The 15,746-nt window shown below is 74.3% G+C and carries 11 protein-coding genes; 10 read left to right on the top strand and 1 reads right to left on the bottom strand.

The window, feature by feature from the left end; genetic code table 11:
- Window positions 1–44: 44 nt before the first annotated feature.
- The 5 genes from IE326_RS05050 (at window position 45) to gatB (ending at window position 6,087) form a co-directional block, all read left to right on the top strand.
- Complete coding sequence (locus IE326_RS05050; RefSeq protein ID WP_373310160.1) at window positions 45–2,357, top strand: putative bifunctional diguanylate cyclase/phosphodiesterase; 2,313 nt, start codon at window positions 45–47, stop codon at window positions 2,355–2,357.
- A 167-nt stretch (window positions 2,358–2,524) separates the two neighbouring features.
- Window positions 2,525–2,821 carry an Asp-tRNA(Asn)/Glu-tRNA(Gln) amidotransferase subunit GatC gene (gatC, locus tag IE326_RS05045; RefSeq protein ID WP_030750846.1) on the top strand — a complete coding sequence of 99 codons (297 nt, stop codon included), beginning with the start codon at window positions 2,525–2,527 and terminating at the stop codon, window positions 2,819–2,821.
- A gap of 2 nt (window positions 2,822–2,823) precedes the next feature.
- Window positions 2,824–4,317, top strand: a complete 1,494-nt coding sequence (gene gatA, locus IE326_RS05040; protein ID WP_190040923.1) for an Asp-tRNA(Asn)/Glu-tRNA(Gln) amidotransferase subunit GatA — start codon at window positions 2,824–2,826, stop codon at window positions 4,315–4,317.
- Window positions 4,314–4,559: a hypothetical protein gene (locus IE326_RS05035; protein WP_150231899.1), complete on the top strand. Its 246-nt coding sequence runs from the start codon at window positions 4,314–4,316 to the stop codon at window positions 4,557–4,559. The genes gatA and IE326_RS05035 overlap by 4 nt, the downstream gene beginning before the upstream one ends.
- 16 nt (window positions 4,560–4,575) lie before the next feature.
- Complete coding sequence (gene gatB, locus IE326_RS05030; protein WP_190040922.1) at window positions 4,576–6,087, top strand: Asp-tRNA(Asn)/Glu-tRNA(Gln) amidotransferase subunit GatB; 1,512 nt, start codon at window positions 4,576–4,578, stop codon at window positions 6,085–6,087.
- 78 nt (window positions 6,088–6,165) lie between these two features.
- Here the strand turns inward: gatB and IE326_RS05025 are convergent, their stop codons facing one another.
- Window positions 6,166–8,238, bottom strand: coding sequence for a protein kinase domain-containing protein (locus tag IE326_RS05025; protein ID WP_190040921.1), 2,073 nt, complete (start codon window positions 8,236–8,238; stop codon window positions 6,166–6,168).
- 760 nt (window positions 8,239–8,998) lie between these two features.
- On the opposite strand from IE326_RS05025, the gene IE326_RS05020 reads away from it, so the two are divergent.
- From IE326_RS05020 to IE326_RS05000, 5 genes are all read left to right on the top strand, one after another.
- Window positions 8,999–9,313 carry a hypothetical protein gene (locus IE326_RS05020; RefSeq protein ID WP_190040920.1) on the top strand — a complete coding sequence of 105 codons (315 nt, stop codon included), beginning with the start codon at window positions 8,999–9,001 and terminating at the stop codon, window positions 9,311–9,313.
- 82 nt (window positions 9,314–9,395) lie between these two features.
- The gene (locus IE326_RS05015; RefSeq protein ID WP_150233140.1) at window positions 9,396–11,639 is read left to right on the top strand and encodes an MMPL family transporter; all 2,244 of its coding nucleotides are present in this window, start codon (window positions 9,396–9,398) and stop codon (window positions 11,637–11,639) included.
- A complete protein-coding gene (locus tag IE326_RS05010; RefSeq protein WP_150231905.1) occupies window positions 11,617–12,174 on the top strand; it encodes a GNAT family N-acetyltransferase in 558 nt (185 codons plus the stop codon). Before IE326_RS05015 ends, IE326_RS05010 begins: the two co-directional genes overlap by 23 nt.
- Before the next feature lie 289 nt (window positions 12,175–12,463).
- The gene (locus IE326_RS05005; protein WP_150231907.1) at window positions 12,464–12,667 is read left to right on the top strand and encodes a hypothetical protein; all 204 of its coding nucleotides are present in this window, start codon (window positions 12,464–12,466) and stop codon (window positions 12,665–12,667) included.
- A 7-nt stretch (window positions 12,668–12,674) separates the two neighbouring features.
- Entirely contained in the window at window positions 12,675–15,734 is a 3,060-nt protein-coding gene (locus tag IE326_RS05000; protein WP_229915205.1) for a helix-turn-helix transcriptional regulator, read from the top strand.
- The last annotated feature ends 12 nt before the right edge of the window (window positions 15,735–15,746 follow it).

Here is a 15,746-nt window from a genome sequence, read left to right as displayed (position 1 = left end):
AAGAGAGGGAGAGCGCTGCCCTTCGGAGCCCTCCGCGGCCTAGTGTGGTGACCGTGCGTCTCGTCCCGCACCGCCGCGCGAGGGCTCTGCGCGGCCGTGCGCCAGGACGGACGGCCCTGCGCCACGCGTCCCCGCCCCGAGGCCGGCGGGACGCGCGACGGACGGCCGGGCGCCACCACGGCCGCCTCGCCGCGGCCCATCGGACAGCGACGGCACCGCCGCCTGCGAGAGGGACGGGAATGGAACCGACCGAGAGTGCCGCCCGGGTGGCCCGGCCGAGAGGCCGGGCGTTCCCCGCGGGCTTCACCGGCCTGCCGGCCGCCGTGGTGGGCACCGCCGCCGCCGTGCTCGTCACCGGGCTCCAGCGGGCCCTGAGCACCGGCCACCCGCTCTTCCCCGGAGGGATCGCGGGCTGGTCCCTCGCCCTCCTCACCGGCCTCATCGTCGGCCACCTCGTGGCCCTCGGCCGCGAGCGCTGGTGGGGCGGCACCGGCTCCGGAGCCGCCCTCACCCTCGCCGTCCTCCTGCTGTACGGCTGGGTGCCCGCCGGCCTCGTCTCGCTCACCGTCGTCGTCCTCGTCAGCGCCGCCCGGCGGCACCGCTGGCGGCAGGGCCTGCTGCACGGCGCCGCCGACATCCTCGGCGTGGCCGCCGCCGCCCTCGTCCTCGCCGTCTTCGGCGACGTCCCCGGCGTCGACACCCCCTGGCACCCCCTCGACTGGACGCTCGCCGACGTCCCGGAGATCGTCCTCGCGGCCGGGGCCTACCTCCTCGCCACCCGCCTCCTGCTGTGGTACACGCTCGCCCCGTCCGGCCGCGGCCTGCCCACCGTCGCCCGCACCGCCCTCCTCCGGCAGGGGCTCGTCGCCGTCGCCCTGCTCGGCATCGCCCCGCTGATCTGCGTCGTCGCCGCCGCCTTCCCGGTCCTCCTGCCGCTCTTCGCGATCCCGCTCATCGCCCTCGACTCCACCCTCTGGATCGCCCGCGCCCGCGCCGAGGAGCAGCTCCGCGACCCGCTCACCGGCCTCCCCAACCGCCAGTGGCTCCTGGAGCGCACCTGGACCGCGCTGGAGGAGGCCGGGGACGAGCAGGCCCGCTCCGCCCTCGTCCTCATCGACCTGGACCGCTTCCGCTCGGTCAACGACACCCTCGGCCACCTCGCAGGCGACCGGCTCCTCCTCCAGATCGCCGACCGGCTCCGCCTCGCCCTGCCCCGCGGCGCCGAGGTCGCCCGGCTCGGCGGCGACGAGTTCGCCGTCCTGCTGCCCGTCGCCGACTCCACCACCAGCGCCCAGCGGGTCGCCCGCCACCTCGTCGCCGAGCTCTCCTCCCCGCTCGACCTCGACGGGCTCACCCTCGTCCTGGAGGCCAGTGCCGGCGTCGCCGTCTACCCCGATCACGCAGGCGACGCCGAGGGCCTGCTGCGCCGCGCCGACGTCGCCATGTACCAGGCCAAGCGCGACCGCACCGGCGTCGAGGTGTACGAGTCCAAGCGCGACTCCAACACCCCCGACCGCCTCGGTCTCCTCGGCGACCTGCGGCGCGCGCTCGACGCCGGCGAGGTCGAGCTCCACTACCAGCCGAAGGTCCGCTTCGACGGCCAGGTCGCCGGTCTCGAAGCCCTCGTCCGCTGGGTCCACCCCGAGCGAGGAAAGGTTCCACCGGACGAGTTCATCGCCATCGCCGAGTCCTCCGGCCTGATGCCGCACCTCACCGAGTACGTCCTGGAGACCGCCCTCGCGCAGGTCGCCCGCTGGCGCGCCCAGGGCCTGGAGGTGCCCGTCGCCGTCAACGTCTCGCCGCGCGACGTCCACACCCCCGGCTTCGCCGGCGCCGTCGCCGCCCGCCTGGCCCGCCACGGCGTCCCGGCCGGCTCGCTCCAGCTGGAGATAACGGAGCACGTCCTCCTGGAGGACCCCCAGCGCGCCGCCGACACCCTCAACGGCCTCACCGGCCACGGCGTCAAGATGTCCCTGGACGACTTCGGCACCGGCTACTCCTCGCTCGTCCACCTGCGCCGGCTCCCGGTCAGCGAGCTGAAGATCGACCGCTCCTTCGTCGCCCGGCTCGCCGTCGACACCGAGGACGCCGAGATCGTCCGCTGCACCGTCGACCTCGCCCACTCCCTGGGCCTCCTCGTCGTCGCCGAGGGCGTGGAGGACGACGAGACCTGGGAGCGGCTGCGCGACCTGGGCTGCGACGCCGTCCAGGGCTGGCTGGTCTCCGCCGCGATGCCGCCCGCCGAGACCACCGCCTGGCTGCGGGCCCGCGGCGAGCACGGCTGGCGCCGGGCGGCCGACACGGCCCCCGGGATCGAGCCGGCCCAGGCCCCGGCCCCCGGACACGTCGTGCAGTGACCCGGCGCGGCCGGCCCGGAAGGACCTCCGGGGGAGCCGGGAGACGAACCGGGCGGACCCCTCCGGGTCCGCTCAGGGGGTTCTCCGGGCCGACCGTTTCACGGGGAGTGGTGCGGGCCCCATAGGATTGGCCCCACATCATCAGACTCACCCCAGAGGATCGCTGCATGCCTGGCATCACGCGCGAGGAGGTCGCACACCTCGCTCGGCTGGCGCGTCTGGAACTCGCCGAAGAGGAACTCGACCACTTCGCCGGTCAGCTCGACGACATCATCGGCGCGGTCGCCCGCGTCTCCGAGGTCGCCGAGCAGGACGTACCGCCGACCTCCCACCCGCTGCCGCTGACGAACGTCATGCGCGCGGACGAGGTCCGTCCTTCGCTCACCCCCGCGCAGGCGCTCTCCGGCGCCCCCGCCCAGGAACAGCAGCGTTTCAAGGTGCCGCAGATCCTGGGGGAGGACTGACCATGACGGACATCATCAAGCTCACCGCCGCCGAGATCGCCGCGAGGATCGCCTCCGGCGAGCTGACCGCGGTCGAGGTCACCGAGGCCCACCTGGCCCGCATCGAGGCCGTCGACGAGAAGGTCCACGCCTTCCTGCACGTCGACCGCGAGGGCGCCCTCGCGCAGGCCCGCGCCGTCGACGAGAAGCGCGCCCGCGGCGAGAAGCTCGGCCCGCTGGCCGGCGTCCCGCTCGCCCTCAAGGACATCTTCACGACCCGGGGCATCCCCACCACGGTCGGCTCGAAGATGCTGGAGGGCTGGATCCCGCCGTACGACGCCACGCTGGTCAAGCGCCTCAAGGCCGCCGACGTGGTCATCCTCGGCAAGACCAACATGGACGAGTTCGCGATGGGCTCCTCCACCGAGAACAGCGCCTACGGCCCGACCGGAAACCCCTGGGACCTCACCCGGATCCCCGGCGGCTCCGGCGGCGGCTCCTCGGCCGCGCTCGCCGCCTTCCAGGCCCCGCTGGCCATCGGCACGGACACCGGCGGCTCCATCCGCCAGCCCGCCGCCGTCACCGGCACCGTCGGCGTCAAGCCGACCTACGGCTCGGTCTCCCGCTACGGCATGGTGGCCTTCTCCTCCTCCCTCGACCAGGGCGGCCCCTGTGCCCGCACGGTCCTGGACGCGGCCCTGCTGCACGAGGCGATCGCCGGCCACGACCCGCTCGACTCCACCTCCGTCGACCTGCCGGTCCCGCCGGTGGTCGAGGCCGCCCGCAGCGGCTCGGTCGCCGGGATGCGCGTCGGCGTCGTCAAGCAGTTCCGCGGCGAGGGCTACCAGGCCGGCGTCATGCAGCGGTTCGACGAGTCCGTCGAGCTGCTGAAGGAGCTGGGCGCCGAGGTCGTCGAGCTGGACTGCCCGACCTTCGACCTGGCCCTGTCGGCGTACTACCTGATCGCGCCGTCCGAGTGCTCGTCCAACCTGGCCCGCTTCGACGGCCTGCGCTACGGCCTGCGCGCCGGCGACGACGGCACCCGCTCCGCCGAGGACGTCACCGCCCTGACCCGCGAGGCCGGCTTCGGCCCCGAGGTGAAGCGCCGCATCATCCTCGGCACCTACGCGCTCAGCTCCGGCTACTACGACGCGTGGTTCGGCTCGGCCCAGAAGGTCCGCACCCTCATCACCCGCGAGTTCGAGAAGGCCTTCGAGCAGGTCGACGTGATCGTCTCCCCGACGACGCCGACCACCGCCTTCCCGATCGGCGAGCGCGCCGACGACCCGATGGCGATGTACCTCGCGGACCTGTGCACCATCCCGACCAACCTGGCCGGCAACGCCGCCATGTCGCTGCCCTGCGGCCTGGCGCCGGAGGACGGTCTCCCGGTCGGGCTGCAGATCATCGCCCCCGCCATGCAGGACGACCGGCTCTACAAGGTCGGTGCCGCCGTCGAGGCCGCCTTCGTGGAAAAGTGGGGTCACCCGCTGATCGAGGAGGCTCCGTCGCTGTGAGTACCAGTGCACTGCAGAAGGCCAAGGGCTTCAAGAAGTCCAAGGCCGGCACGTACCTGTCCATGGGCACCACCGCTTTCGGCGCCGTCGCCGTGACGAAGCAGATCAAGAAGGCCCGCGCCGACCACGACACGCTGAAGCTCGTCGACGCCGTCGTGTCCGCCGCCGCCATCGTCACCGGCCTCGCGATCCTGTACCGCGAGCTGAAGCGCCTCGGCGACGACGACGTCCTGCTGGGCTGAGAGGGAAAGTTCCACCGTGACTGTCACTGAACTGCTGTCGTACGAGGCGGCACTGGCCTCGTACGACCCCGTCATGGGCCTGGAGGTCCATGTCGAGCTCGGCACGAAGACCAAGATGTTCTGCGGCTGCTCGACCGAGCTGGGCGCCGAGCCCAACGCGCAGACCTGCCCGACCTGCCTCGGCCTGCCCGGCGCGCTGCCGGTCGTGAACGAGATCGGCGTCGAGTCCGCCATCAAGATCGGCCTCGCGCTGCACTGCGAGATCGCCGAGTGGTGCCGCTTCGCCCGGAAGAACTACTTCTATCCGGACATGCCGAAGAACTTCCAGACCTCCCAGTACGACGAGCCGATCGCCTTCAACGGCTACCTGGACGTCCAGCTGGAGGACGGCGAGGTCTTCCGCGTGGAGATCGAGCGCGCCCACATGGAGGAGGACACCGGCAAGTCCACCCACATCGGTGGCGCGACCGGCCGCATCCACGGCGCCTCGCACTCGCTGCTCGACTACAACCGGGCCGGCATCCCGCTCATCGAGATCGTCACCAAGCCGATCGAGGGCGCCGGCGAGCGGGCCCCCGAGGTCGCCAAGGCGTACGTGGCGGAGCTGCGCGAGCTGATCCGCGCCCTGGGCGTCTCCGAGGCGCGCATGGACAAGGGCCAGATGCGCTGCGACGTCAACCTGTCGCTGCGTCCGCACGGCACCAAGACCTTCGGCACCCGCTCGGAGACGAAGAACGTCAACTCGCTGCGCTCCGTGGAGCGGGCGGCGCGCTTCGAGATCCAGCGCCACGCGGCGGTCCTGGAGTCCGGCGGCACGATCGTGCAGGAGACCCGTCACTTCCACGAGGACGACGGCTCCACCACCTCCGGCCGCATCAAGGACAACGCCGAGGACTACCGCTACTTCCCCGAGCCGGACCTGGTCCCGGTCGCCCCGGCCCGCGAGTGGGTCGAGGAGCTGCGCAAGGGCCTGCCCGAGCTGCCGCGCGTGCGCCGCAACCGGCTGCGCGAGGAGTGGGGCGTCTCCGAGCAGGAGATGCAGTCCATCCTCAACGCCGGCGCGGTCGACCCGATCGTCGCCACGATCGAGGCGGGCGCCGACGCGGCCTCCGCGCGCAAGTGGTGGATGGGCGAGCTGGCCCGCAACGCCAACGAGAAGGGCGTCTCCCTGGAGGAGCTGCCCATCACGCCGGCCGACGTGGCCCGGGTCTCCGCCCTGGTCGCCGGCGGCGACCTCAACGACAAGCTGGCCCGCCAGGTCATCGAGGGCGTCCTCGCCGGCGAGGGCACCCCGGACGAGGTCGTCGAGAAGCGCGGTCTGAAGGTCGTCTCCGACGACGGCGCGCTCGGCGCGGCCGTCGACGAGGCCATCGCGGGCAACGCGGCCATCGCCGACAAGATCCGCGGCGGCAAGGTCGCGGCGGTCGGCGCGCTGGTCGGCGCGGTCATGAAGGCCACCCGTGGCCAGGCCGACGCGGCGAAGGTCAAGGACCTGATCCTGGAGAAGCTGGGCGTCACCGAGGGCTGACCCGCCCCCGCGCGCACACCCGAAGGCCCCGCACCGGAAACCCCGGTGCGGGGCCTTCGTCGTACTCCCGTACGGGGGTTACCGCTTGAGCATGGGGGTCGCGATGACGCCGCTGCCGGAGTCCGTGCAGGTCTCCTCGACCTTCAGGCGCAGCCGCAGGGCCCCGCTGATGTCCAGGGTCTCGGTGATCGGCTTGCCCAGGTGCACCGTCTCGTTGAAGAGGGCCGGCTTGTCGTCGACGGAGATCACGACCCGCGCCGTCTCGACCTCGGAGCCGTCGTCGACGCCGGCGGTGAACTCGAAGGTCTTCCACTCCCGGTTGAGGTCGTACTCGACGTAGGCGCCGTAGTAGCAGCTGCCGATCAGCGCGGAGCCGTGCTCCTTGGTGTTGATCTTGGCGCTGCCGACCGAGAAGTTGTCGGGCTCGCTGACGGAGGCGAGGGTGGTGAGGTCGGCCTCGGTCGCGTCCGGCACGGAGCCGGGGTCGACGGACGGGCTGCCGCTCTCGGCCGGCTCGGTGCTCGTCTCCTCCGTGGGCGCCTCGGTGGTCGGCTCCTCCGAAGGAGCCTCGGTGGCCGGTTCCTCGGCGGAGGGTTCGGCGGTCGCCTGGGCCGAGGTCGTGGTGGTCGGGCCCGCCTGGTCGTTCTTGCCGTCCTTGTCCTTCTTGTCGCCGAGCAGCTTGATGCCGGCCACCGCGAGGACGGCGACCAGCAGGACGCCCGCGACGGCGCCGATCAGCGGGCCCTTGCGGCGCTTGGGACGCGTGGACCGCTGCGGGGCGGTCGGGCCGCCGGCCGAGGGCATCCCGGCGGTCGGCGGCCCGTACCCCTGACCGCCGTGGCCCGGCCCGCCCGGCCCGCCGTACGCGGGGAAGCCCGCGGTCGGGGGACCGTACGGGCCCTGCCCGGCGTCGTACGCGACGGGGGCCGGCGCGCCGAAACCGGCCGGGGCCGGCACGACGGGCTCGGACGCCGCCGCGGCCGGGGCCGGGGACGGCTCCTGGACCGGGGGCACCGCGTCCTGGACCGGAGGGGCCGCGTCCCGGGCCGCCGGGGCGGGGGTCTCGGCCGGCGGGACCGGCGCGGAGGCCGGGAGAGCCGTCGGAGGGGCCGCCGGAGGGGTGGTGGGCGGGACCGTGGGCGGGGTCGCCGGGGGAGGCGCCACCGGGGGAGCCGCCGGCAGCGGCGGGGGCGTGACCGGGGCGTCGGCCGGGCGGGGCGGCACGGCGTCCTGCGGCCCGGCCGGGCGGGAGGTCGTCGTGGTGGACACCACCCCGTGCCGGACCTCCTTGACCCACGACGAGAGCAGCAGCGGGCGCTTGTCGGGGTCGGCCGCCGCGATGGCCAGCACCTTGCGGCGCTGCTCCTCCGGCAGTCCGGCGACCTGCGGCACGGCGGCGAACGCGGCGGCGAGCTGCTCGGGCGCGGCCGGCGGGGACTGGCCGCTCAGCAGGAAGTAGGCGATGGCCCCGAAGGCGTACCGGTCGGTGGCCGGGGTCCGCTTGCCCTCGAAGATCTCCGGCGCCGCGTAACCGGGGGTGAACCACACCTCGGCGGTCTGGTGGTCGGCGGTCAGCTTGCTGAGGCCGAAGTCGACGAGGGTGGCCTGACCGTGCTCGTCGACCATGACGTTGCCCGGCGAGAGGTCGCCGTGCACCACGGTCCGCCCGGACGGCGTCGCCCTGCCGGAGTGCAGCCAGTCGAGGACGTCCGCGAGCTGTTCGAGGGTGCGCATCACCTCGCGCCGCTCGGCGGGGGTGGCCAGCGTCCGCTCGGCCCGCCAGTCGCGCAGGTCGAGGCCGTCGACGTGGTTCATGACGAGGACGAGGGCCCGGCCGGTGAGCGTGCCGGACTCGCCCGGCGCGTGGATGGGCGGCCCCTGGAAGTGCTCGCGCACGCCGACGACGCCGGGGCGGCTGACGAACCGCAGCAGCTCGGCCTGCTCGTTCCACTTGCGGCTGGCCCGCTCGAAGAGCTCCGGCGTGATCGTCGTCTTCGAGTCGAGGACCTTGACGACGACGGGCTCGGTGCCCCCGGCCAGCTCGATCTCCGCGAGATAGAGCACCGCCTCGCCGCCGCGCCCGATGGACCGCAGCAGCCGGTAGCGGTCCGGCGCCGCGTCGGGTCCGATGTGGTGTGCCGACTTGCTCAACTTTCCCCCAAGGCACAGTGAATGACAGAGAATCAGCTTGCCGCTCCGCCGCCCCCGAGGTCAACGCGCGGAGGATTGCGGGCGGATAACCCTCCGCGCCCCGGCCCGGAGCCCCCGGACCCCGGCGCCGTACCGCGGAGCGCCGGAGGGCGCGGCGGCTCCGGGGGCCCGCGCAAGCGGTGCGAGCCGGCCCGACCGGGATCCGTTCGCAGGGGCGCACGCACCGGGGGCCTTCCCCGGAACGCTGCGACACGCCCACGTCGCTCCTGTGAGGCGGTCGACTCGCGCGCGAGGTCCGAGGGCCGGTCGCGGGGGGGGGGCTTCGAAGAGGGGGAGAGGGACGTCCCGGGACGAGGTCGAGGCGGCCGCACGGGGCACCGGCCTCACTCCTGAGCAGATCGAGGAGTACCGGGGGTTGTGTCCGTCGAAGCCGGTACCGCTCATTGCGTGGGGGTGACCTGATCTCCAGCACGAAGGGACGAGGGGGACGCGCGGGCTTCGGCTCGGGGACGCGGCCAGGATCGCGGTGATCGGCGTGGTGGTGCCCACACTTCTGGCGGGCTGCTCGTAGAGCGGACCGAAGGCGGCTCCGCATCTGCCCGAGCGCGTCTGCCGGGGCGCCTTCTCCGGCAGCGAGATCACCCCGTTCCTCACCCCCCCCCCGGGGAGAAGGTCACCGTCAGTGACGGCGACTTCGTGCCGGACGAAAGCCTGGACTCGGAGACCTGCAGCGTCGACGGGATCACCCGGTTCACGGCGCATGCCGTGTTCCCGAAACCCGAGCGCTCGATCGAGTGGTCCTCCTGGGACGGGCGCGATCCGCGCCCCCCTCGACGTCGGCAAGGGGGGCATCGTCCGGGACGGCGGCGCCGCCACGCACTTCGTCTGCGAGCCGTCGAAGTCTCCGTCCGACCGGGGAAAGTACATCGCCCTGTACGTCGACACCCTCTGGAAGACCGACCCGGAGAAGACCCGGAGCGCGGTGCCCGGCCTCCTGAAGGAGTTCATGACCTTCGCCCGGCGCGAGCTGGACCGCCCCGGAGGTGCCTCCGGGGGGCAGCGGTGCGAGCTGTGAGGATCGACACGAAACGGGCAAACGATCACGTTTGCCTGCAACAGTGGGCCGCGAGCACCGATCCAGGCAGGGAGCACGTCCTTTGGCAGCCATCGCACGGTGGTTCATCCGGCACCGCCTCGTCGCCGTCCTCCTGTGGGTCCTCGCCCTCGTCGGAGCCGGTGGCGCCGCCGTCCTCGCCGGCAGCGCGTACTCCAACGACTACGAGGTCCCCGGGACCGAGTCGGGACGCGCCACCGCCCTCCTCGACCGCGGCTTCCAGGGGCTCGGCGGCGACACCGACACCATCGTCTGGCACACCGAGCGCGGCAGCGTCCGCGCCGACGCCGTCCAGGACCGGGTCGCCCCCATGCTGGAGGAGGTCGCCGGACTCCCCGGCGTCGCCGCCGTCACCTCCCCGTACGGGGGCGCCGCCGCGCCCGGCCAGGTCAGCGAGGACGGGCGCACCGCCTACGCCACCGTGACCTTCCGCGAGCAGGCCGACGACATCCCCGTCGACCGGGCCCGGGCCCTCGTCGACACCGCGAAGGCCGCCCAGGCCGACGGGCTGCAGGTGGAGCTCGGCGGCAGCGCCGTCGCCCTCACCGAGAAGCCCGGCGGGCACGTCGCCGAGGCCGTGGGCGTGGCCGTCGCCGCCGTCGTCCTCTTCCTCGCCTTCGGCTCCCTCGCCGCCTCCCTGCTGCCCATCGCCACCGCCCTCGTCAGCGTCGGCATCGCCTACTCCGGGATCGTGCTCCTCGGGCACGTCATGACCGTCGCCGACTTCGCCCCGATGCTCGGCATGCTCGTCGGCCTCGGCGTCGGCATCGACTACGCGCTCTTCATCGTCACGAGGCACCGCAGGGGGCTGAAACGCGGTCTCGGGGTCGCCGAGGCCGCCGAGACCGCCGTCGCCACCACCGGCCGGGCCGTGGTCTTCGCCGGCGCGACCGTCTGCATCGCCCTCCTCGGCATGCTCATCCTCCGGCTGAGCTTCCTCAACGGCGTCGCGATCGCCGCCTCCCTCACCGTCGTCCTCACCGTCGCCGCCTCCGTCACCCTGCTGCCCGCGCTGCTCTCCCTCATCGGCATGCGCGCCCTCTCCCGGCGCGAGCGGCGCGCCCTCGCCGAGCACGGCCCGCAGCCCGAGCTGCCCACCGGCTTCGCGGCCCGCTGGTCCGCCTTCGTCGAGCGCCGTCCCAAGCTCCTCGGCGCCGTCGCCCTCGTCGTCATGACGGTGCTCGCGCTGCCCACCTTCTCCCTCCACCTCGGCACCTCCGACCAGGGAAACAACCCCGCGTCCGCCACCACCCGGCAGGCCTACGACCTGCTCGCGGACGGCTTCGGGCCCGGCGTCAACGGCCCCCTCACCCTCGTCGCGCACCTCGACGGCGCCGACGACCGGGTCGCCCTCGACCGGCTCCCGGAGGCGCTCGCCGCCACCCGGGGCGTCGCCTCCGTCTCCCCGGTCACCCACAACGCCGCCGGCGACACCGCCTTCCTCACCGTCGTCCCCGACTCCTCGCCCCAGTCGAAGGCCACCAGCGAGCTGGTCGACCGGCTCCGCCAGGACGTCGTCCCGACCGCGGAGGCCGGCACCTCCCTGGAGGTCCACGTCGGCGGCATCACCGCCTCGTACGACGACTTCGCCGAGGTCATCGTCGGCAAGCTGCCGCTCTTCGTCGGCGCCGTCGTCGCCCTCGGCTGCCTGCTCCTGCTGCTCGCCTTCCGCTCGATCGGCATCCCGCTCAAGGCCGCCGCCATGAACGTCGCCGCCGTCGCCGCCGCCTTCGGCATCGTCGTCGCGATCTTCCAGTGGGGCTGGGGCACCGAACTCCTCGGCCTCGGCAGCGCCGGACCGATCGAACCCTTCCTGCCCGTGATCATGGTCTCGGTCCTCTTCGGCCTCTCCATGGACTACCAGGTCTTCCTGGTCAGCCGGATGTACGAGGAGTGGCTGGAGACCGGCGACAACCGGCGGGCCGTCCGGGTCGGCCTCGCCGAGACCAGCCGGGTGATCAACTCCGCCGCGGTCATCATGATCTCGGTCTTCCTCGCCTTCGTCCTCTCCGGCGACCGGGTCATCGCGATGTTCGGCATCGCCCTCGCCGCCGCCGTCGCCCTGGACGCCTTCGTCCTGCGCACCCTCCTCGTCCCCGCCCTCATGCACCTGCTGGGCCGCGCCAACTGGTGGCTGCCCCGGAGCCTCGACCGGATCCTGCCGCGGATCAGCATCGAGCCGCCGGAGTGCCGGGTCGCCGCGGACACCCGTGCGAAGATCCCGGGGCAGCGCGTGACCGCACCGACCACGGAGGAGACCGAGGATGTTCGCGATATCGCTGGGTGACGACGGCGCCGAACTGCGGCCCCTGGAGCCCTGGCGGGCCGAGGAGTTCCTGGCCCACATGGAACGCGGCCGGGAGTTCGTCGGCGAGCACATCGGCCTCGCCGACGTCGTCCACGACCTCGACTCCGCCCGCGCCTTCCTCCAGGGCTACGCCGACAAGACCGCGAACGACGCCGGACGCCTCTGCGGCATCTGGACCGGCGGCACCCTCGTCGGCGGCGTCATGCTCCGCACCATGGACGTGGCCGCCGGCAACGCCGAGGTCGGCTGCTGGCTGGAGCCCGCCGCCGCCGGCCGGGGCCTCGTCACCCGCGCCTGCCGGGTCCTCGTCGACTGGGCCGTCGAGCAGCGCGGGATCCACCGCGTCGAGTGGTACGCCTCCACGAAGAACACGGCCAGCCTCGCCGTCGCCCGCCGCCTCGGCATGACCCGCGAGGGCGTCCTCCGCGAGAACTACGCCCACCGCGGCGTCCGCACCGACACCGAGGTCTGGGCCGTCCTCGCCCCCGACTGGCGCGCGGCGAAGTCCGCCTGAGGCACCCCGGAAGGCGCCGGTCGGGACGCCCCGAGGCGCCGGTCGGGCCCCCGGAAGACGTCAGTCGGAACACCCGGAAGGCGCCGGTCGGAACACCCCGAGGCGCCGGTCGGGGCTCCCGGAAGACGTCGGTCGGAACACCCCGGAGGCGCCGGCCGGGACACCCCGGAAGACGGGGCCTAAGGCACCCCCGGGACCGCCCTAAGGCCCCCCGCACCCCGAACATGCGGCACCCGCCCGATGCCCCGGCACCCCCTGGGCGGCGAAGGTGGAGACATCGCAAGGAGCGATGACGACACCACGGCCCAGGGAGCACCTCATGTTCGCGTACGAACTCCACCTCACCGCCCACGCCGAGCTGGTCCGCGAGGCCGCCGTCCAGCGCCTCGGCCGCGAGGCCGCCCGGGCCGCCAAGGCCGCCCGCCGGGCCGGCCGCCACGAGACCGAGGGGCGGGTGAGTGCCGGCAGGGACCGTTACGCCCGGGCCGCGTGACCCCCGTATGAGCGACCCGCGGGGCGCCTGTGCGATGCTCGGCGCCGTGGAGACCAGGTCCGTCAGCCCCGTCTTCGTCGGCCGCGCCGGCGAACTCACCGCCCTCACCGAGGCGCTCTCCCGCGCGACCGCGGGAGAGCCCCAGGCGCTGCTCGTCGCCGGCGAGGCCGGGGTCGGCAAGACCCGGCTCGTCGAGGAGTTCCGCGACGCCGCCTGCGACGCGGGCGCCGTCGTCGCCCTCGGCGGCTGCGTGGAGCTCGGCGCCGACGGGCTCCCCTTCGCCCCCTTCTCCGCCGCCCTGCGCGCCCTCCGCCGCCGCCTCCCCGAGGAGCTCACCGCCGCGGCCGACGGCCACGAGGGCGAACTCGCCCGCCTGCTGCCCGAACTCGGCGAACCGGGCGGCCCCGACGCCGGGGACGAGGACGCCACCGCCCGCCTCTTCGAACTCACCGTCCGCCTCCTGGAACGCCTCGCCGCCGACCGCACCCTCGTCCTCGTCCTGGAGGACCTCCACTGGGCCGACACCTCCACCCGCCACCTCCTCACCTACCTCCTGCGCACCCTGCGCCGGGGCCGCCTCGTCGTCGTCGCCACCTACCGCGCCGACGACATCCACCGCCGCCACCCGCTGCGCCCCCTCCTCGCCGAACTCGACCGGATGCGCACCATCCGCCGCATCGAGCTCTCCCGCTTCACCCGCACCGAGGTCCACCGCCAGCTCACCGGCATCCTCGCCGCCGAACCCGCCCCCGGCCTCGTCGACGACATCTTCGACCGCTCCGACGGCAACGCCTTCTTCGTCGAGGAACTCGTCGCCTCCCACAGCTGCGGCGCCGGCCCCCACTCCCTCAGCGACTCCCTCCGCGACCTGCTCCTGGTCCGCGTCGAGGCCCTCCCCGAGGACGCCCAGCGGGTCGCCCGGATCGTCGCCGAGGGCGGCTCCACCGTCGAGCACGGACTCCTCGCCGCCGTCGCGGGACTCGCCGAGGACGACCTCATCGAGGCCCTGCGCGCCGCCGTCGGCGCCAACCTGCTCCTCGCCGTCCCCGACGGCGACGGCTACCGCTTCCGCCACTCCCTGGTCCGCGAGGCCGTCAGCGACGACCTGCTCCCCGGCGAGCGCTCCCGCCTCAACCGGCGCTACGCCGAGGCCCTGGAGGCCGACCCCGGCCTCGTCCGCCCCGAGGAGCGGGCCACCCGCCTCGCCACGTACTGGTACCACGCCCACGACCCCGCCAAGGCCCTCCCCGCCGTCCTCGAAGCCTCCGTCGCCACCCGCAAGCGCCACGCCTACGCCGAACAGCTCCGGCTCCTCGAACGGGCCATGGAACTCTGGGACGAGGCCCCCGCCGAGGTCCGCGCCGGCCTGCGCCCCCTGGACTACGCCGAGTCCTACCCGCCCTGCGGCTGCGACCCCGAGACCACCCCGCTGCGCCAGCTCGACCTCCTCGCCGAGGCCGCCGTCGCCGCCCGGCTCTGCGGCGACCGCGAACGCGCCCTGAAGATCGGCAGGACGGCCCTCCGCCTCCTCGACGGCGAGGACGAGCACGACCCCCTGCGCGCCGCCTGGTTCTGGACCGAGCAGGCCCGCCTCCAGTCCAACCTGGGCCGCGGCGACGGCTGGACCGAGATCTCCCGCGCCCAGGAACTCGTCAAGGGCCTGCCGCCCTCCGCCGTCCACGCCGTCGTCCTCGCCGGCGCCGCCGGCTGGGGCATGCTCCGCAACCCCGGCCCCGACGCCCTCGCCGCCGCCGAACGCGCCGTCGAGTACGCCCGCCTGGTGAAGGCCGAGGCGACCGAGCTCAACGCCCGCCTCACCCTCGGCACCATCATGGTCGCCGCCGGCGACCGCGAGTCCGGCCTCGCCGAGATGCACGCCGTCCGCGAACGGACCACCGCCCTCGGGCAGTTCCACGAAGCCGCCCGCGCCCACATCAACCTCACCTCCGCCCTCGAATCCCTCGGCCGCTCCGCCGAGGCCGTCGAACTCGCCGACGCCGGACTCGAACTCGCCCGCACCCGCGGCCTGGTCGAGTCCGCCGGCTGGATCCGCGGCAACAAGGCCGAGTCCCTCCACTCCCTCGGCCGCTGGGACGAGGCCCGCACCGAGGCCGAACTCCTCCTCTCCTCCATCACCAGCACCAAGCCCCGCGGCTCCGCCCACCTCCGGCTCGCCCAGATCGCCGTCGCCCGCGGCGAGACCGCCACGGCCCTCCGCCACCTCGACGAGGCGAGCGCCGTCTACGGCACGCGCGACCCCGTCCCGCAGTACACCCTCCCCCTGACCGGCACCGCCGTCGCCGCGGCCGCCGCCGAGGGCCGCCTCGCCGACGTCCGGGCCCGGCTCGCCGAGGCCGCAGAGGCGGGCTTCCCGCCCGGCACCCACCGCTACGGCTGGCCCCTCGTCCTCGCCGCCGTCACCGCCGAGGCCGACAGCCGCGGCCTGCCCGCCGCCGAGGAGGGCCGTGCCGAGGCGCTCGCCGTCCTCCGCCGCTGCGTCCGCGCCCTCGCCGCCCCCGCCCCCGTCTGGACCGCCCACGCCACCCAGGTCACCGAGGAACTGGCCCGCGCGGAGGGCCGCGAGACCTCCGCCCGCTGGGCCGAGGTCGTCGAGGCGTGGACCCCCCTCGACCGGCCCCATCCGCTGGCCCTCGCCCGTCACCGGCTCGCCGACGTCCTCCTCGCCGAGGGCGGCCGCCGCGAGGAGGCGACCGTCCTGCTCCGGCAGGCCCACGCCACCGCCGTCGCCCTCGGCGCCCGCCCGCTCCGCGAGGACGCCGAACTGCTGGCCGCCCGCGCCCGGATCCCCCTGGCGGACGCCCCGGCGGCCGGTGTCCCGGAGCCGGACCCCGAGGCCGACGTCTTCGGCCTCACCCCGCGCGAACAGGACGTCCTGGGTCTGGTCGCGGCCGGCCGCACCAACCGGCAGATCGCGGAGGAGCTCTTCATCTCGCCGAAGACCGCCAGCGTCCACGTCTCCAACATCCTCGCCAAGCTCGGCGTCTCCGGCCGCGGCGAGGCCGCCGCGATGGCCCACCGCCTCCGCCTCCTCGACACCCCCCGCTGACCCCGCGCCCGG

Source organism: Streptomyces filamentosus (genome assembly GCF_014654895.1).
In the GTDB taxonomy this organism is placed as follows: domain Bacteria; phylum Actinomycetota; class Actinomycetes; order Streptomycetales; family Streptomycetaceae; genus Streptomyces; species Streptomyces filamentosus.
Note: the sequence above shows the minus strand (reverse complement) of the source record. Positions and strands in the feature narration are given on the sequence as shown.